The following is a 17,808-nucleotide window of genomic DNA, read 5'->3' as shown; positions in this document are numbered from 1 at the left end:
GGGGCATATGTCTGATCTTCCCCGGAAGGCGGTCACCCGTACCGCCAAGCTGGCCGCGCTGCCGTTGGGTTTCGCCGGCCGAGCCACCTGGGGGCTGGGCAAGCGCATCGGCGGAAAATCGGCGGAGCTGGTGGCCCGCGAGGTGCAGCAGCGCACCGCCGACCAGCTCTTCAAGGTCCTCGGGGAGCTGAAGGGCGGGGCGATGAAGCTCGGCCAGGCCCTGTCCGTCTTCGAGTCCGCGCTGCCCGAGGAGGTCGCGGGTCCGTACCGCGCGGCGCTCACCAAACTCCAGGAGGCCGCCCCGCCCATGCCGAGCGGCACCGTGCACGCGGTCCTGGCGGAGCGGCTCGGCGAGGACTGGCGGGAGCTGTTCCTGGCCTTCGACGACAAGCCGTCGGCCGCGGCGTCGATCGGCCAGGTGCACCGGGCGGTGTGGCACGACGGCCGGGACGTGGCCGTGAAGGTGCAGTACCCGGGCGCGGGCGAGGCGCTGCTCTCGGATCTGACGCAGCTCAGCCGTTTCGCGCGGCTGCTGGGCCCGCTGGTTCCGGGCATGGACATCAAGCCGCTGATCACGGAGTTGCGTGACCGGGTTTCGGAAGAGCTGGACTACGAGCAGGAGGCGCGGTCCCAGCAGGCGCACGCCGAGGAGTTCGCGGAGGATCCCGACGTCGTGGTCCCGGAGGTGGTCCACCAGTCGGCGCAGGTGCTGGTCACCGAGTGGCTGGACGGTGTCCCGCTGGCCGATGTGATCACCGACGGCACGGCCGGGCAGCGCGACCGGGCCGGCCAGCTGCTCGCACGGTTCCTCTTCTCGGGTCCCGCGCGCACCGGGCTGCTCCACGCCGACCCGCACCCCGGCAACTTCCGGCTGCTGCCCCCGGACCCGGTGGCGGGTGCGTCGGGCGAGGAGAGTGACGAGGGTGCGGACGCGGCCCGGTGGCGGCTGGGGGTGCTGGACTTCGGGACGGTGGACCGGCTGCCGGGCGGACTGCCGCAGACCATCGGGGACGCGCTGCGGCTGACGCTCGGGGGCGACGCGGACGCGGTCTACGAGATGCTGCGGGCGGAGGGGTTCGTCAAGGACTCGATCGCCCTGGAGCCTGCCGCGGTGCTGGACTACCTGTTGCCGATCATCGAACCGGCCGAGGTGGAGGAGTTCACGTTCAGCCGGAGCTGGCTGCGTCATCAGGCGGCCCGGATAGCAGACCCTCGCTCTCCGGCCCACCAGTTGGGCAAGCAGTTGAACCTGCCGCCCTCCTACCTGCTGATACACCGGGTGACGCTGAGCACGATCGGGGTGCTGTGCCAGCTCGGCGCCACGGTCCGGCTCCGCGACGAACTCGAGTCCTGGCTGCCGGGGTTCCTGTCGCCGGAGGACGCGGCGGACGCGGACCGGGCGGACACGGAGGACCAGCAGGACACGGAGGACCAGCAGGACCAGGAGGACGCGGAGGTCCTGGGCTCCGAGGGCCAGGCCCGGGGCCCGAAGCGCGTGCCGCCGGCGCCGAGGTCCGCCGAGACGGTGGACGCCGGCTAGCCCGGACGGGAGGGGCGGGCCCGGGCGAACCGGACCGGGCAAACCGGTCGGGGCGAACCGGGCCGGGCCCCGCCCCGAATCGCTCCGGCCGCTTCCGAAACGCCCCGGGGCCGGTCCGTCGGTCGGACGGATCGGCCCCGGGGGTGGGGTGCTGCTGCGCGGGTGGCGCTGGGAGACGAGGTCCGCCGGGCGCAGAGAGCGGCTGCGTCCGGGCGGTGGCCTCCGTGGCCGGCCGGGGTGGCTCAGTGCATGACGGCCATGGCCAGCGCGCGGCGGGCGCGCATGGAGGCTCGCTCCGCCCGGCGCTGCATCCGCCGGGCGGAGATCAGGCGCACGGCCTGGCGCTCCACGTCGGCTTCGCGCAGGCGGTCGTGCATATGCGCACGAGCCAGGGCTTCTGGGATGAGTTGCATCTCGCGGGTCCTGTTCTGACGCGAGTCGTTCGCGCCGATGATGGTGACGTCTGGGGTCGCGGAGCCGGCGGGCTCGGACGTGGGGGTGGGGATGGTCATTGGAGCCTGGTTTCGGGGGTCGTGGGTCAGGGGACGGTCGATGGTTCCGATGCGCTTCATGGGCTTGGGGGCCGGGAACCCCACGGTGATCACGCTGCGACCGGGTTCTTGCGCGGGCGGCCACGGGGCCGCTTCCGGGCGACCACGACGCCCTGGATGAAGAGCTCGCCACCCCAGACACCCCACGGCTCGCGGCGCTCCTTGGCGCCGGCGAGGCACGCCTCGACCAGCGGACAGGTGCGGCAGAGGGACTTGGCGTACTCGACGTCGGCCGGCGACTCGGCGAAGAAGACCTCCGGGTCGTAGGCGCGGCAGGGGACGGGTACACCGAGGTTCTCGATGGCGTCGTCGAGCGCGGTGAGCGCGGTGAGGGGGGTCAAGGTGGAGTCCTCCGTGAGGCCGGGCGGGGAGATCGTGTCGGAAGGCGGTACGGACGGGGCGTGCGCTTCGAGTTGCACGGTGGTGGTGTCCTCGTCTGGTCGTTTCCGGCCTGTTGGCCGGGGGGCGGCTGGTACCAGGTCCTGCTTGTCCCGAGGCCCCTTCTCGTTGTCTCGCCCGTTGAGGCAAAACAAAAGGGCCGCGGATCCCGAGTGGGGTTCCGCGGCCCTGAAGGCGCCGGCCTGATGCTGGATCAGGCTGGATCGCTCCAGGGTTCAGGCCCACGGAAGGCCCACATCGTGTGGTGCTGCTTCGTCTGCTCGGTGACGCCGGCTTCCGCTCCCGCACCGACGGCCGCAAAGACATAGGCCGGGGCCTGTCCCTTCGCTACTGCTGCTGCCGGTGCCTGGGTCGGTCGCTCATTGCGCTCCCGCACGGGAAGGCCGGCCAGGGACATCGGAATGACGGCGGAGACGCCGGACACACCGGTGGCGCGCAGGGAGGACTTCGGGGCACGGGCGAGAAGGCCGAGCGAGCAGGCGGAGACGACCGAGAGATCGGTCATTTTGTTGGTCTCGATGATGCTGATCACTTCAATCGCCTCCTCTCGGCGTCTCGGGGGACCGGCGGGCCGGTCCTGCGTATTCGGATAAGTACAGCACGGAACCAGGGCTTCAGAGAAGCCGCTGTTTCCGTGGTTAAGAACCTATGGTGATGACTGGGGCGGGCGCAAACTATTTTTCCGACGAGTTTTTCTCACATCTTCCCTGGGGCTTCCGCACCACCTTCGTGCCCGTCTCCACCTGCGCAGATGTCCAGAACGGCGGCGCCGAAGCGGCCCAGCTTCCGCGCGCCGACCCCGGGGATCCCGGCCAGTTCGCGCTCGCTGCCGGGCACCGCCTCCGCGATGGCCATCAGTGTCCGGTCGGTGAACACGCAGTAGGCGGGCTGGCCGGTCTCCCGCGCCCGGGCCGCCCGCCAGTCGTGCAGCCGCTCGTACAGCGCCTCGTCCATGTCGGACGGGCAGTCGTCGCAGCGCATCAGCTTCATCTCGCCGGCGTCCGTCAGGGTCTTGCCGCAGACCCGGCACCGGGCCGGCGTCCGGGGCTTCCGCCTGGCCGCCGCCGGCCGCCCCCCGCCCTCGGGGCCGGCCGCGCCGCCCTCGCCGTTCCGGCCGCCGTCGCCGGTCCAGATGCCGCCCGGGCCGGCCGCGGCCGCGCTCCGGCCGCCGGGGCCCGTGGAGCCGGGGCGGAGGCCGTTCAGGAAGCGGGTCGGCCGCCGCCCGGGCCGGCCGCCGGGCGACCGGGACAGCGACCAGGACAGCGTGAGGTGGAAGCGGGCCCGGGTGACGCCGACGTACAGCAGCCGGCGCTCCTCCTCGATCTGCTCCGGCGTCTTGGCGTAGGTGATCGGCATCATGCCCTCGGTCAGCCCGACCAGGAACACCGCGTCCCACTCCAGGCCCTTCGCCGAGTGCAGCGAGGCCAGCGTGACGCCCTGGACGGTGGGCGCGTGCTGGGCGGCGGCCCGCTCGTCCAGCTCGGCGACCAGGTCGGAGAGCGTCGCCCCGGGGTGGGCCCGCTCGAAGTCCTCGGCGAGCCGGACGAGGGCGGCCAGGGACTCCCAGCGGTCGCGCACCGCACCGGACCCGGCGGGCGGTTCGCTGCGCCAGCCCTTGGTGGAGAGCACCGCGCGCACCTCGGCGGGGAGGTCGTCCGCGTGGTCCAGGAGGGAGTCGTTGCCCCCCGCACGGGCCGCGCCGCGCAGGGCCACACCGGCCTCACGGACCTCCGCGCGCTCGAAGAACCGCTCGGCGCCCCGGAGCTGGTAGGGCACGCCCGCGTCCGCGAGGGCCTGCTCGTAGACCTCGGACTGCGCGTTGACCCGGTAGAGCACCGCGATCTCGCCGGCCGGGACGCCCGCCGCGATGAGGTCGCGGATGCGGCGGGCGGTGCCCTCGGCCTCGTCGGGCTCGTCCGCGTACTCCACGTAGGCGGGCTCGGGGCCGCGCTCGCGCTGCGAGACCAGGTCGAGGCGGTGCTCGGCGGCCCGGCCGGTGGCCTGGGCGAGCAGCCCGTTGGCCAGGTGGACCACCTGCGGGGTGGAGCGGTAGTCGCGGACCAGCTTGACGACGGTCGCTCCGGGGTGGCGGGTGCGGAAGTTGAGCAAGTGGTCCGGGGTGGCCCCGGTGAACGAGTAGATCGTCTGGCCGGCGTCGCCCACGACGCAGAGACTGTCCCGGTCGCCGAGCCACAGGTCGAGCAGGCGCTGCTGGAGCGGGCTCACGTCCTGGTACTCGTCCACGACGAAGTGCTGGTACTGGCGGCGGACGTGGGCGGCGATGTCGTGCCGGTCCTGGAGGATGCCGACGGTGAGGAGCAGCACGTCCTCGAAGTCGATCACCGTGCGCTCGCGCTTCAGCTCCTCGTAGGTCTCGTAGACCTTGGCGATCTCCGCCGGGTCGCGCGGGGCGTCGCGCTGGGCCTTGGCGACCACCGCCGGATAGTCGGCGGGGACGGTCTGGGTGACCTTGGCCCACTCGATCTCGCTGGTGACGTCGCGCAGCTCGTTGCGGTCGAGCCGCAGGCCGCTGCGGGCCGCTGCCTCGGCCACCAGCTGGACCTTGCGCTCAAGGAGCCGGGGCAGCTCTCCACCGACCGCTTTCGGCCAGAAGTACTGGAGCTGACGCAGGGCCGCGGAGTGGAAGGTCCGCGCCTGCACCCCGCCCGCGCCCAGCTGGCGCAGCCGGCCGCGCATCTCGCCGGCCGCCCGGTTGGTGAACGTGACGGCCAGGACGCTCGCCGGCTGGAGTATCCCCGCGCGCACCCCGTAGGCGATGCGGTGCGTGATGGCCCGCGTCTTGCCCGTACCGGCTCCGGCCAACACGCACACCGGGCCCCGCAGGGCCGTGGCCACCTCGCGCTGCTCGGGGTCGAGCCCGTCGAGGACGGCGTCCGCGGTGTCCGGGACCCGGGGGAAGAGGGTGGAGTGCGTTGCTGATGTCACCCCGCCATGCTGCCAGGTCGCCCGGGGCACGTGCCGTGGTTGTCCACAGGGGCGGGGTATCCGTCGTACTAACGCGGAGCGGTCCCGCGGGCCGTCCTCGCAAGGGCCCCGGGGGCGGGAATGGCGGCCGGGTCGCATACGTTCACCTGGCGTGCGGCAACGCACGCCCCGGCCCCGTGTGACGTATCAGACGCGTGGGCGGCCGTCCGGGCGTGACGGGATTTGCCGGGACCGAAGAGACAGAGGAGCGCGAAGACATGCCGGGCACTGTGACGATGTACAGCACCACCTGGTGCGGCTACTGCCGTCGGCTGAAGGGGCAGATGGACCGCGAGGGCATCGCCTACACCGAGATCAACATCGAGCAGGACCCGGAGTCGGCCGCCTTCGTCGAGAAGGCGAATGGCGGAAACCAGACGGTCCCGACCGTGCTGGTGGTTCCTGAGAACGGCGGCACGGACGTCGTGATGACGAACCCGAGCCTGGCCCAGGTGAAGCAGGCCCTCGGGGCCTGACCCCCGGGCACCCCGCCCCCTCCGGTCGACGCACCGGCGGGGGCGGTGTCATGTCCGGCCCGTTCAGGCGCCCGCGCGCACCGGCTTCGGGAGCGGCTTGCCGTACCAGAGCTCGATCAGCCGCGCGGCGATCGAGATGCCGAACGGGGGCAGGATCTCGCCCGACTCGAAGGCGGCGGTCAGCTCCTCGCGGGAGAACCAGCGGGCCTCCTCGATCTCCTCGCCGTCCACGTTGATGTCGAACGTCGAGGCGCGCGCCATGAAGCCCAGCATCAGGCTGGACGGGAACGGCCAGGGCTGGCTGGCGACGTACTCGACCTCGCCGACCGTGATGCCGGCCTCCTCGAAGACCTCGCGCGCCACGGACTGCTCGATCGACTCGCCCGGCTCCACGAACCCGGCGAGCGTGGAGAAACGGCCCTCGGGCCAGTGCACCTGGCGGCCGAGCAGGGCCCGGTCCTGGTCGTCGGTGACGAGCATGATCACCGCCGGGTCGGTGCGCGGGTAGTGCTCGGCGCCGCACGCCGGGCAGCGGCGGATGTGGCCCGCCGCCGCGATCACCGTGCGCTCGCCGCACCGGGAGCAGAAGCGGTGCAGCCGCTGCCAGTTCTCCAGGGCCACCGCATGCACCATCAGGGCGGCGTCGCGCGGGCCGAGCAGCAGGCCCGCCTCGCGCAGCCCCGCCGGGCGGGCCGACTGGTCCATGCGGCCCGGCAGGGTGTCCTTCTGGAGGGCGAAGTAGCTGACGCCGTCCGCGTCGGTGCCGAGGAAGTAGCGGTGGGTCTCGGTGACGGGGGCCTCGAAGGCGGGCGTCATCACGAGTTCGGTGCCGTCGTCGGTGTCGTCGATCAGCACCTGGCCTCCGGAGACGACGAAGACCCGGGTTGTCGGGTGGCTCCACGCGGCGGACAGCCACGCCTCGTCGAGGCGGTGGTGCGCCGCGCGGTCGATGCCGCTCGGCGCGGTCAGACCGATGGGCCGGTCCGTGGTGGCGTTGTCGAAGGTGCTCACAGGTGCTTCCTACTCCCCCGGGATGGATCGGGCGTTCAGAGAATTCAGCGGAGGGCGGCCGCCAGGTCGCTCCAGAGATGCGCGGCGGTCTCGACGCCCTTGAACAGGAGGTCCAGCTCGACCTTCTCGTCGGGGGCGTGCCAGCCGTCGGACGGTACGGAGATGCCGAGGAAGAGGACCGGCGCGCCGAGCACGTCCTGGAGGTCGGCGGCGGGCCCCGAGCCCCCTTCGCGGGTGAAGAGGACCTTCTGGCCGAATGCGCGGCCCATGGCGCGGGCCACGGCCTGGAGCGCCGGGTGGTCCAGGGGCGTCAGGCAGGGCCGGGTGGCGGGGAGGAAGGTGATCCGGTGGCTGATCCCGGCCGGGACACGGGCCTCGGCCCAGGTCCGTACGGCCTTCTCGACGTGGTCCGGGTCCTGGCCGGCCACCAGCCGGAAGCTGATCTTCACGCGGGCGGACGAAGGGATGATCGTCTTGCTGCCGGCGCCCTGGTAGCCCCCGCCGATGCCGTTGACCTCGGCGGTCGGGCGGGCCCAGATCCGCTCCAGCGTCGCATACCCGGCCTCTCCGGAGGCGGCCCGGGACTTGGCGGTGTGCAGCCAGTCGGCCTCGTCGAACGGCAGCTCGGCGAAGAGAGCGCGCTCGGTCGCGGTGAGCTCGGCCACGCCGTCGTAGAAGCCGGGGACCGCGACCTTCCCGTCCGCGTCGTGGAGCGCGGCGACGAGGCGGGCGATCTCGGTGGCCGGGTTGGGGACGGCGCCGCCGAAGGAGCCGGAGTGGATGTCCTGCCCGGGGCCGTGGAACTCGATCTCGCACTCGGCGAGGCCGCGCATCCCAGTGCAGACGGTCGGCGTGGTCTCGTTCCACATGCCGGTGTCGGAAACGATCACCGCGTCGGCGGCGAGGCGGTCCGCGTGCTGTTCCACCAGGTCACGGAAGTGCGGGGAGCCGGACTCCTCCTCGCCCTCCACGATCAGCTTGAGGTGCACGGCGGGGGCGGTGCGGCCGGTGGCGGCGAGGTGGGCCCGCACGCCGAGGGTGTGGAAGAACACCTGCCCCTTGTCGTCGGCCGCGCCGCGTCCGTACATCCGGCCGTCCCGGATGACCGGCTCGAACGGCTCGCTGCTCCAGCCGTCCTCGCGGGCGGCGGGCTGGACGTCGTGGTGTCCGTACACCAGGACCGTGGGCGCCGCCGGGTCGTCGGAGGGCCACTCGGCGAAGACGGCGGGTGCGCCGTCGGTCTCCCAGACCTCGGTGACCGGGAATCCGGTCTCCTTCAGCTTGGCCGACAGCCACTCGGCGCTGCGCCGTACGTCGCCCTCGTGCTCCGGCTGAGCGGATACGGAGGGGATGCGCAGCCACTCGGCGAGGTCGTCGAGGAAGGCCACGCGGTGCTGCTCGGTGTACGTGCGGACGGCGCTGTCCGGGGTGTCGCTCATGACCTTCAGCCTATCCGTCCGCAGGAGGTGGCTCGTCCAGGAGGATGCGCTCCAGCTCCCGGCGGCCCGGGAGCGAGGCCGGGCGGACGGCCTCGCCGCTGCGGACGAAGAGGAAGGTGGCCGTGACGTCGGCGAGCGGCAGTCCGTGCAGCTCCGCCCAGGCCAGCCGGTAGACGGCGAGCTGGAGCGGGTCGGCGGTGTGGGTGCGGCCGGTCTTCCAGTCCACGATCTCGTACGTGTCCCCCGTGCGGTACACGGCGTCGATACGGCCCCGGATGATCCGGCCGGCCAGGGTTATCTGGAACGGCGTCTCCACCCGGTACGGGGTGCGGCGGGCGTACGGGGTGCGCTCGAAGGCTTCCTTCAGGCCGGCGAGGTCGCGCTCGTCGGCGATGTCGGCGTCGTCGTCGCCGCCGGGCAGCTCGTCGGGCCCGAGCATGGGCAGCGGCAGCTCCTCGAACCGGGACTCCACCCAGGCGTGGAAGCGGGTGCCCCGGCGGGCGGCGGGCTGCGGCGGGCGGGGCATCGGCCGGGCCAGTTCCCGGGCGAAGGCGTCCGGGTCGTCGGCGAGGCGCAGCAGCTGGGTGGCGGAGAGCGAGGCGGGGACGAGGACGTCGCGCACGGTGGCGCGGGCCCGGCGCAGCTCCCCGGCCAGCGCGTCGAGGTCCCGGTCCCAGGAGGCGAGGGTGCGCGTCTCCTCGGGGGTGAGGCGGGCGGGTGTGCGGGGAGCCGGGACGTCCGGGGCGTCCGGGGGCTCCGGCCGGGACAGCAGCTCCATCACGGTGTCCGCGGCGGCCCTGCGGCGGGCCAGGGCGGTGTCGTCCAGCGGGAGCGGCCAGGCGTGGTCGGCGGACGCCTCGGCCAGGGCCGGGTTCTCGTCGGTCTCCTCCGGGGCGTCCGTCCACACCTCGATCTCGCCGTGCCCCGCGGCGCAGTGCTCGTACAGCGCGTGCAGGAAGGGGGACGGGCCGCGCGGCTTCTTCTGGGTGGGGCCCCACCAGTGGCCGGAACCGAGCAGCAGCGTGCGGGGACGCGTGAAGGTGACGTAGCCGAGGCGCAGCTCCTCCGTGTGCTGGTGCTCCTTCATCTCCTCCTTGAATCCCTTGAGGCCCTTGGCGTCGTAGCTGTGGAGGGCGGGCAGGGTGGCGGTGTCGCCGCGCAGGGCGTGCGGGAGGACCTTGGCCTGGGAGGTCCAGGCGTCCCGGGACTGGCCGCTGGGGAACTGGCCGGTGACCAGTCCGGGCACGGCGACGACGTCCCACTCCAGGCCCTTGGACTTGTGGGCGGTGAGGACCTTGACGGTGTTCTCGCCGCCGGGCAGCGCGTTGTCGAGGCCCTTCTCGTACTGGACGGCGGTGCGCAGGAAGCCGAGGAAGGCGAGCAGGGTGGCCTCGCCGTCGACGGCGGCGAAGCGGGCGGCCACGTCGAGGAAGTTGCCCAAGGTCTCGCGGCGGCGGGCGGCCAGGGCCTGCGGGGAGGCGGAGAGCTCGACCTCCAGGCCGGTGGTGGCGAGGACGCGGTGCAGGACGTCCATCAGGGGGTCGGCCAGCGAGCGGCGCAGGTCGCGCAGTTCGGCGGCGAGGCGGGCGAAGCGGATGCGCGCCTCGGCGGAGAACGGAAGACGGTCGTCCTCCTCGCCGCCCGCGTCCAGGAAGGTGTCGAGGGCGTCGGCGAGGGAGATCACCTCGGCCGGGTCGATCCCCTCGACGGCTTCGGCGAGCCTGCGGTCGGGGTCGTGGTCCTCGTCGTCGCCGTGGGCGGCGCGGTGCACCAGGAGGCGGGCCCGGCGGCCGAGCAGGGCCAGGTCGCGCGGGCCGATCCGCCAGCGGGGGCCGGTGAGCAGGCGGACGAGGGAGGCGTTGGCGCCCGGGTCCTGGAGGACTTCGCAGACGGCGACGAGGTCCGCGACCTCGGGGAGGTGGAGCAGCCCGGAGAGGCCGACGACCTCGACCGGGATGTCGCGGGCGACCAGCGCGGCCTGGATCTCCGGGAAGTCACCGGCGGTGCGGCACAGCACGGCGATCTCGCCCGGTGCCTTGCCGGTGCGCACGAGGTGGGCGATCGAGTCCGCGAGCCAGGCGATCTCCTCGGTGTGCGTGCGCAGCAGGGCGCAGCGGACGAGGCCGTCGCGCTCGGCGTCGGGGGCGGGGCGCAGTGCCTCGACGCCCTCGTGCATGGCGCGCAGGGGCGCGGCGAGTCCGTTGGCGAGGTGGAGGAGGCGGCCGCCGCTGCGGCGGTTCTCGCTGAGGGCGTAGCGGGTGGCGGGGGTGCCGTCGGCGTGCGGGAAGTGGTCCGGGAAGTCGTCCAGGTTGGCGACGGAGGCGCCGCGCCAGCCGTAGATGGCCTGGCAGGGGTCGCCGACGGCGGTGACGGCGTGCCCGGTCGGCTCGTCGGTGCCGGGGCCGCTGCCGAAGAGGGCGGAGAGCAGGAGGCGCTGGGCGACGGAGGTGTCCTGGTATTCGTCGAGCAGGACGACCCGGTATGCGTCGCGGAGGATCGCGCCGACCTCGGGGCGGCTGAGGGCCAGCTCGGCGGAGAGGGCGATCTGGTCGCCGAAGTCGAGGAGGTCGCGGCTCCGCTTCGCGTCGCGGTAGCGGCGGGTCAGCGCGAGCAGTTCGCGGCGGGCCTCGGCGGTCTCGGGGATCTTGCGCAGTTCGGCGTTGCTGAGCTTCGCGGTCTCCAGCGCGCTCAGCAGTTCGGTGTCGTACGCGTCGAGCTGTTCGGGGCGTACGAGGTGTTCGGCCAGCTCGGCGTCGAGGGCCAGCAGGTCGCTGACGAGGGTGGGGAAGGACCTGGTCAGGGCGGGGTAGGGGCCGGGGGCCTCGCGCAGCACGCGGGCGGCGAGCTGGTAGCGGGTGGCGTCGGCGAGGAGGCGGGTGCCCGGTTCGAGTCCGATGCGCAGTCCGTGCTCGGTCAGCAGCCGCCCGGCGAAGGCGTGGTACGTGGAGATGCCGGGTTCGCCCGGGGGGTTGTCCGGGTCGATCACGTCCGGGTCGGTGATGCCCGCGGCGACGAGTGCCTTGCGTACGCGCTCGGCGAGCTCACCGGCCGCCTTGTTGGTGAAGGTGAGCCCGAGGACCTGCTCGGGGGCGACCTGGCCGGTGCCGACCAGCCAGACCACCCGGGCGGCCATCACCGTGGTCTTCCCCGACCCGGCTCCGGCCACGATCACCTGCGGGGCGGGCGGCGCGGTGATGCAGGCCGTCTGCTCCGGGGTGAAGGGGATGCCCAGCAGCTCCTTGAGCTGCTCGGGATCGGTGAGGCGCGGGGACACTCCACAGAGGCTAACCGGCGCCACCGACAACCCACGAAGCCGCTTGAGGCCGCGGACCCTCGGCAACCCACGGGCCGTGCGGAGCCGGGCACTCTCGGCAAGGTAGCGCGGAGTCCCTCCCTGAGAGTCCGAGAAGTGCCTCCCGCCGCCGGAACGAGCGGTCTAGGTTGTCAATGATCGTTCCGGACCGCCGCCGATCACATCCGACTCCCTTCTGCACGGACCGCCCCGGTACGCCGTCTCACACAGCACCGAAGCGCGCCGACCGCGCGCATCGCCCATCCCGACGAGGACGCCCCTATGAACGCCGACGCCCCTGGCCCCGCGACACTGGACACCACGGCCGAGCTCCGTAAGCGCATCGACACCACGAAGGCGCATCCGGCGCGGGTGTACGACGTCTTCCTCGGCGGCAAGGACAACTATCCGGCCGACCGCGAGGCCGCCGCGCTGGCGGCGAAAGCCAACCCCCGCGGGCACCTCGACGTCCGGCACAACCGGGACTTCATCCGGCGGGCGGTGACCGCGCTGGCGGGCGCGACGGGCATCCGGCAGTTCCTCGACATCGGCACCGGGCTGCCGACCCGGCAGAACGTGCACCAGATCGCGCAGGGCATCGCCCCGGACGCGCGGATCGTCTACGTCGACAACGACCCGATCGTCCTCGTCCACGCGCAGGCCCTGCTCACCAGCAGCCCCGAGGGCCGCACCGACTACATCGAGGCGGACCTGCGCGATCCGGCCAGGATCCTCGAAGCGGCCCGCCGCACCCTCGACTTCGACCGCCCGGTCGGCCTCGTCCTCGCCGCCATCCTCCACTTCATCGAGGACGACGAGGCGTATCCCGTCGTCGCACAGCTCCTGGACGCGCTGCCGTCCGGCAGCCACCTCGTCCTGAGCCACCTCAGCGCCGACATGAACCCGGTACCGATCAACAAGGTCGCCGAGACGTTCCGCAAGCGGGGGTTCTCCTTCGTGCTGCGCCGACGCGAGGAGATCGAGCGGTTCGTGACCGACAACGGCCTGGAACTGCTCGATCCCGGCATCGTCGCGTCACGGCACTGGCGGCCGGACCACCTGGCCGACGCGACGGAGGTGCCCGGTCCGGCGCCGGAACAACTCGACCACCTGGACCAGGGGCGGTACGTCAGCATCTCCGAGGCGACCGACGAAGACGTCAACATCTACGTCCTGGTGGCGCGCAAGCCCTGAAGGGCCGTCCAGATCAACCGCTTGTCGCACCAACAGCCTTACGAGGAAGGTCATATGAGCGCCGACGCACCCGCCCCTGACGCCACCGGACTCAGGAAGCGCATCGACACGACGAAGGCGCATCCGGCGCGGGTGTACGACGTCTTCCTCGGCGGCAAGGACAACTACCCGGCCGACCGCGAGGCCGCGGCCATGGCGCTGGCCGCCAATCCGCGCGGCTACCTCACCGTGCGGCACAACCGGGACTTCATGCGGCGGGCGGTGACCCTCGCCGCGAACGACGGCGTCCGGCAGTTCCTCGACGTCGGCACCGGGCTGCCGACGCAGGCGAACGTGCACCAGATCGCCCAGGCCGTCGCGCCCGAGTCCCGCGTGGTCTACGTGGACAACGACCCGGTGGTCCTCGTCCACGCGCAGGCCCTGCTCTCCAGCGGTCCCGAGGGCCGCACCGACTACATCGAGGCGGACCTGCGCGACCCGGACCGGATCCTGGCGGCCGCCCGCCGCACGCTCGACTTCGACCGCCCGGTCGCCCTGGTCCTCGCGGCCGTGACCCACTTCATCGAGGACGAGACGGCCTACCCGGTCGTGAAGCAACTGCTGGACGCGCTCGCCCCCGGCAGCTTCCTCGTCCTGAGCAACGTCAGCTCGGACCTCAACCCGGAGCAGGTCGGCAGCATCACCAAGGCTTTCAAGGAGCGCGGCTTCGCCATGGTGCGCCGGTCGTACGCCCAGATGGAACGGTTCGTCACCGACAACGGCCTGGAACTCCTCGACCCCGGCATCGTCCCCGTGCACCGCTGGCGTCCCGAGCGGGTCGTGGACCTGCCGGAGGCCGAGAACCCGGACCCCGAGTTCGTGGCGGGCCTGGACGAGCTGGACCGTACGCGCTACCAGGACATCAATGACGTCACCGACGCCGACGTCAGCGTCTACGGCCTGGTGGCCCGCAAGCACTGACTACTCCAGGACGTGCCGGCCCTCCGGCTGCGCGCTGCACGACGCCTTGAACGAGCAGTGGCCGCAGTGCTGGCCGGTCGTCGGCGCGAACCGCTCGTCCAGGACCCGGCCCGCGGCGGTCGCCAGCAGGTCGGAGACCCACTCGCCGTCCGGCGGCGCCTGCGCCTGCACCTTGGGCGCCGCGTCGCCGCCCTCCTTCTTGGGGGCCGCCTGGCGCAGCTGTACGAGTTCGGCGCCGCCCGGCTCCGGCCGCGTCCCCCCGAAGGCGTCGTCGACCGCGCCTTCCCGCACCGCCAGCTGGTACACGGCGAGCTGGGGGTGGCGGTGCACCTCGTCCTTCGTCGGGGACTGCTTGCCGGTCTTGAAGTCGACCACGTAGGCCCGGCCCTCGGCGTCCCGTTCCACGCGGTCCATGGAGCCCCGGATGCGCACCTCGTACTCCCCCGCCTCCAGCGTCACGTCGAAGTCGTGCTCACTGGCGACGGGGGTGCGGCCGGCCCGGTCCATGACGTGCCAGCGCAGGAAGCGTTCGAGCGCGGCGCGGGCCTGCTCCTTCTCCTGGCGCGACTTCCAGGGGGCGTCGAAGACGAGGCCGTCCCAGACCGAGTCGAGCCGTTCCATGAGGACCGCCAGGTCGGCGGGCGTACGGCCGGAGGCCACCTCGTCGGCCAGGACGTGGACCACGTTCCCGAAGCCCTGGGCGGCGGTCGCGGGCGCGTCGGCCTTCACCTCGCGGCCCAGGAACCACTGGAGCGCGCAGGTGTGGGCGAGCTGGTCGAGCGCGCTGCCGGAGAGGGTGACGGGCTGGTCCCGGTCGCGCAGCGGCACCGCCGAGCGGGTCGGCTCGTACAGGCCCCACCAGCGGTACGGGTGCGCGGCCGGTACGAGCGGCTGGCCGTCGTCGTCGGTGAGCGCCGCGAGGCGGGCGAGGCGGCGGGCGGCTTCCTCACGCAGGGCGTCGGACGCGGCCGGGTCCACGGTCGTGGCGCGCAGCTCTGCGACGAGGGCGGCGACGGACAGCGGGCGGCGCGGCCGGCCGGTGACGTCGCGGGGTTCGACGCCCAGCTCGGCGAGGAAGCGGGAGGGCTGGTCGCCGTCGTCGGCCGGGGCCTTGACCGCCGTGACGACCAGGCGGTCGCGGGCGCGGGTCGCCGCGACGTAGAACAGCCGCCGCTCCTCCGCGAGGAGGGCGCCGGGCGTCAGCGGTTCGGCGAGTCCGTCGCGGCCGATCCGGTCCGCTTCGAGGAGCGAGCCCCGGCGGCGCAGGTCCGGCCAGAGCCCTTCCTGGACGCCCGCCACCACGACGAGGCGCCACTCCAGGCCCTTGGAGCGGTGGGCGGTCATCAGCCGGACGGCATCGGGCCGGACCACGCGGCGGGAAAGGGTGTCGGCCGCGATGTCCTGGGCGTCGACCTCCTCCAGGAAGTTGAGCGCGCCCCGGCCGCCGGTGCGTTCCTCGGCGCGGGCGGCGGTCTCGAACAACGCGCACACGGCGTCGAGGTCGCGGTCGGCGTTGCGTCCCGCGGTGCCCCCGCGCAGGGCCGCCCGCTCCAGCCGGGCCGGCCACGGGGTGCCGGACCACAGCGCCCACAGGGCCTCTTCGGCGGTGCCGCCCGCCTCCAGCAGCTCGCGGGCAGTGCGCAGGAGCGCGCCGAGGCGCTGGGCGCCCCGGGCGTACGACGGGTCGCGCGTCACCAGGCGCTCCGGCTCGGCGAGCGCCCGGGCCAGCAGTTCACCGGAGGGCGCGGGCACCTTGTTGCCGGCGGCGCGCTCCTCGTCCCGCAGGGCGCGGCCGAGGCGGCGCAGGTCGGCGGCGTCCATCGCGCCGAGGGGCGAGGCGAGCAGGGCCAGCGCGGTCTCGGTGCCGAGCCAGGGGGCCTCGTCCTCTTCCTCCTCCGGTGCCGTGCCCCGCACCGCCGCCTCCGCCACCGCGCGCAGCGCCGTCAGCAGCGGGCCCACCGCCGGTTCGTGGCGCAGGGCCAGGTCGTCGCCGTCGACCTCCAGGGGGACGCCCGCCGAGGTCAGGGCACGGCGCAGGGAGGGCAGCGTGCGCCCGCCGGCCCGGACGAGCACCGCCATCTCGGACCACGGCACCCCGTCCTCCAGGTGCGCCCGGCGCAGCAGGTCCGCGATGTTCTCCAGCTCCGTGGAGGCGGTCGGGTAGGTGTACGCCTCGACGGAGCCGCCCTCGCGGACCGCGCCGAGTTCGCGGTGGGCGCGGACCTTCGCCGACGGCAGCCGGGTGAGCGGCATCCGCCGGGTGAGCAGCCGGGTGGCGGCGAGCAGCCGGTCGCCGGAGCGGCGCGAGGTGGTGAGGACGCCGACCGGGGCCGGGGCGCCGTCGGCGCGCCGGAACATCTCCGGGAAGTCGAGGATGCCGTTGACGTCGGCGCCCCGGAACGCGTAGATCGACTGGTCCGGGTCACCGAAGGCGATCAGATCGCGCCCGCCGCCGCCCCCCGGGGTGCTCCCGCGGTTGCCGGCCAGCGCGCGCAGCAGCCGCACCTGGGCGGGGTCCGTGTCCTGGTACTCGTCCACGAGGACCGCGTCGTACGCCCCGGCCAGCTGCGCCGACACCTCGGGGCGCTCCGCGAGCAGCACCGCGCGGTGCACCAGCTCCGCGTAGTCCAGCACGCCCTGGGCGTCCAGCACGTCGAGGTATTCGGCGAGGAAGCGGGCGGCGGCGCCCCAGTCGGGCCGGCCGGTGCGCCGGGCGAAGGCGGCGAGGGCGTCCGGGCCGAGACCCAGTTCACGGCTGCGGGCGAGCACCGCGCGTACCTCGTCGGCGAAGCCGCGCGTGGTCAGGCAGGCGCGCAGCTCGTCGGGCCAGCTGATGTGCGGGCGCCCCTCCTTCTCCAGTTCGAGTTGGCCGGCCAGGAGGTCGCGGACGGTCACGTCCTGTTCGGGCCCGGACAGCAGTCGCAGCGGGTCCGCGAAGAGGTCGGCGTCCTGGTGGGCGCGCACCAGGGCGTAACAGAAGGAGTGGAAGGTGGTGGCCTGCGGCCCCCGGGCGGCGCCGAGCCGGGCGGCCATCCGGTCGCGCAGTTCGACGGCGGCCTTGCGGCTGAAGGTGAGGACCAGCAGACGGGCCGGGTCGGCGCCCCGGGCGACGCGCGCGGCGACGGCTTCGACGAGCGTCGTCGTCTTGCCCGTACCGGGTCCGGCGAGGACCAGGAGCGGACCGCCCGGGTGGTCAACCACCGCGCGCTGCGCCGCGTCCAGGAGAGGGGGCTCCACCGAACCCGGCAGGGTGCGCACCAGCCGGTACGGACCCGTGGTCCCCGGCCGTGCGTGACGGTGAGGACTGTGCCGGGTGGTGGAGGAGGTGCTCACGTGGGTTCGCCGGTCCTGGTGGGTGTACGGGTGAGGGCGCGGCGTCGGCCGCGAACTGAAGACGCTACTCCGGCGCACCCCCCGAATGCGGCGGGACGGCTGCGGGGATCGTCACGTTCTTCCGGCCGCGCCCCGCGCGCACCGTACGGACGCGGATCCGCCCGTTCCGCCGCCCCATGGCCGAAGCTGTCAGGTGTGAGTTCCCCCACCGCCTCCGCCCGTCACGCCGTCCCATCGCGCGCGCCGCATGTCCAGGCGCGGGAGGTGGCCCTCCGCGCTCGCCGGGGCCTCGCGCAGCGGGGTGTCCTCCGCCCGGTAGCGGGCCAGGGCGCGCAGCTCGTGGCCGGGCAGCAGCCTGCCGTCGGAGCGCACGACGCGCCACCACGGCGCCGCGCTCCCGTACAGCGCCATGACCCGGCCCACCTGGCGCGGGCCGCCCTCGTCCAGCCACTCCGCGACGTCGCCGTAGGTCATGACGCGGCCGGGCGGGATCAGGTCGGCGACGTCGAGCACGCGCTCCGCGTACTCCGGCAGCGCGTCGCCCGTGGGGTGTTCGCTCATCCGACCCATCCTGCCGCACACCACCGACAGCGCGGCCCTCACGACCCGGCCCGTGTCCGTGCGCACA

The 17,808-nt window shown here is 73.5% G+C and carries 13 protein-coding genes; 4 read left to right on the top strand and 9 right to left on the bottom strand.

Features of this window, described 5'->3' with window-relative positions:
- Positions 1 to 7: 7 nt before the first annotated feature.
- Positions 8 to 1,540 (top strand): ABC1 kinase family protein, encoded by a 1,533-nt coding sequence (locus ACLQ2N_RS00640; protein WP_425808332.1) that lies wholly within the window; start codon positions 8 to 10, stop codon positions 1,538 to 1,540.
- A gap of 242 nt (positions 1,541 to 1,782) precedes the next feature.
- Here ACLQ2N_RS00640 and ACLQ2N_RS00635 read toward each other — a convergent pair whose 3' ends face one another.
- The 4 genes from ACLQ2N_RS00635 to ACLQ2N_RS00620 all read right to left on the bottom strand — a co-directional run bounded on the left by ACLQ2N_RS00635 (position 1,783) and on the right by ACLQ2N_RS00620 (position 5,436).
- Positions 1,783 to 2,112, bottom strand: coding sequence for a hypothetical protein (locus ACLQ2N_RS00635; protein ID WP_425808955.1), 330 nt, complete (start codon positions 2,110 to 2,112; stop codon positions 1,783 to 1,785).
- Between the two features lie 29 nt (positions 2,113 to 2,141).
- Complete coding sequence (locus ACLQ2N_RS00630; protein ID WP_018105532.1) at positions 2,142 to 2,510, bottom strand: WhiB family transcriptional regulator; 369 nt, start codon at positions 2,508 to 2,510, stop codon at positions 2,142 to 2,144.
- 173 nt (positions 2,511 to 2,683) lie between these two features.
- Positions 2,684 to 3,022, bottom strand: a complete 339-nt coding sequence (locus ACLQ2N_RS00625) for a hypothetical protein (RefSeq protein ID WP_425808331.1) — start codon at positions 3,020 to 3,022, stop codon at positions 2,684 to 2,686.
- Positions 3,023 to 3,186: 164 nt separating this feature from the next.
- Complete coding sequence (locus tag ACLQ2N_RS00620; protein ID WP_425808330.1) at positions 3,187 to 5,436, bottom strand: ATP-dependent DNA helicase UvrD2; 2,250 nt, start codon at positions 5,434 to 5,436, stop codon at positions 3,187 to 3,189.
- Between the two features lie 257 nt (positions 5,437 to 5,693).
- Here ACLQ2N_RS00620 and ACLQ2N_RS00615 point away from each other — a divergent pair, with 257 nt between their 5' ends.
- Positions 5,694 to 5,951: a glutaredoxin family protein gene (locus tag ACLQ2N_RS00615; protein WP_164398441.1), complete on the top strand. Its 258-nt coding sequence runs from the start codon at positions 5,694 to 5,696 to the stop codon at positions 5,949 to 5,951.
- 63 nt (positions 5,952 to 6,014) lie between these two features.
- Here the strand turns inward: ACLQ2N_RS00615 and nudC are convergent, their stop codons facing one another.
- The 3 genes from nudC to ACLQ2N_RS00600 are packed head-to-tail and all read right to left on the bottom strand — an operon-like array spanning position 6,015 to position 11,675.
- Complete coding sequence (gene nudC / locus ACLQ2N_RS00610; protein WP_425808329.1) at positions 6,015 to 6,962, bottom strand: NAD(+) diphosphatase; 948 nt, start codon at positions 6,960 to 6,962, stop codon at positions 6,015 to 6,017.
- Positions 6,963 to 7,006: 44 nt separating this feature from the next.
- Positions 7,007 to 8,401 carry a dipeptidase gene (locus tag ACLQ2N_RS00605; protein ID WP_425808328.1) on the bottom strand — a complete coding sequence of 465 codons (1,395 nt, stop codon included), beginning with the start codon at positions 8,399 to 8,401 and terminating at the stop codon, positions 7,007 to 7,009.
- Between the two features lie 10 nt (positions 8,402 to 8,411).
- Entirely contained in the window at positions 8,412 to 11,675 is a 3,264-nt protein-coding gene (locus tag ACLQ2N_RS00600; RefSeq protein ID WP_425808327.1) for a UvrD-helicase domain-containing protein, read from the bottom strand.
- Between the two features lie 300 nt (positions 11,676 to 11,975).
- Between ACLQ2N_RS00600 and ACLQ2N_RS00595 the strand changes: the two genes are divergently transcribed.
- Both ACLQ2N_RS00595 and ACLQ2N_RS00590 read left to right on the top strand, forming a co-directional pair.
- Positions 11,976 to 12,887, top strand: coding sequence for an SAM-dependent methyltransferase (locus ACLQ2N_RS00595; RefSeq protein WP_425808326.1), 912 nt, complete (start codon positions 11,976 to 11,978; stop codon positions 12,885 to 12,887).
- Positions 12,888 to 12,941: 54 nt separating this feature from the next.
- A complete protein-coding gene (locus tag ACLQ2N_RS00590; protein WP_425808325.1) occupies positions 12,942 to 13,847 on the top strand; it encodes an SAM-dependent methyltransferase in 906 nt (301 codons plus the stop codon).
- On the opposite strand, the gene ACLQ2N_RS00585 is transcribed toward ACLQ2N_RS00590, so the two are convergent.
- Entirely contained in the window at positions 13,848 to 17,180 is a 3,333-nt protein-coding gene (locus ACLQ2N_RS00585) for an ATP-dependent helicase (protein WP_425808324.1), read from the bottom strand.
- A 189-nt stretch (positions 17,181 to 17,369) separates the two neighbouring features.
- Positions 17,370 to 17,741: an MGMT family protein gene (locus ACLQ2N_RS00580; protein ID WP_425808323.1), complete on the bottom strand. Its 372-nt coding sequence runs from the start codon at positions 17,739 to 17,741 to the stop codon at positions 17,370 to 17,372.
- Positions 17,742 to 17,808: the final 67 nt, after the last annotated feature.

This window comes from Streptomyces sp. DT224 (assembly GCF_049844595.1).
In the GTDB taxonomy this organism is placed as follows: Bacteria; Actinomycetota; Actinomycetes; order Streptomycetales; family Streptomycetaceae; genus Streptomyces.
Note: the sequence above shows the minus strand (reverse complement) of the source record. Positions and strands in the feature narration are given on the sequence as shown.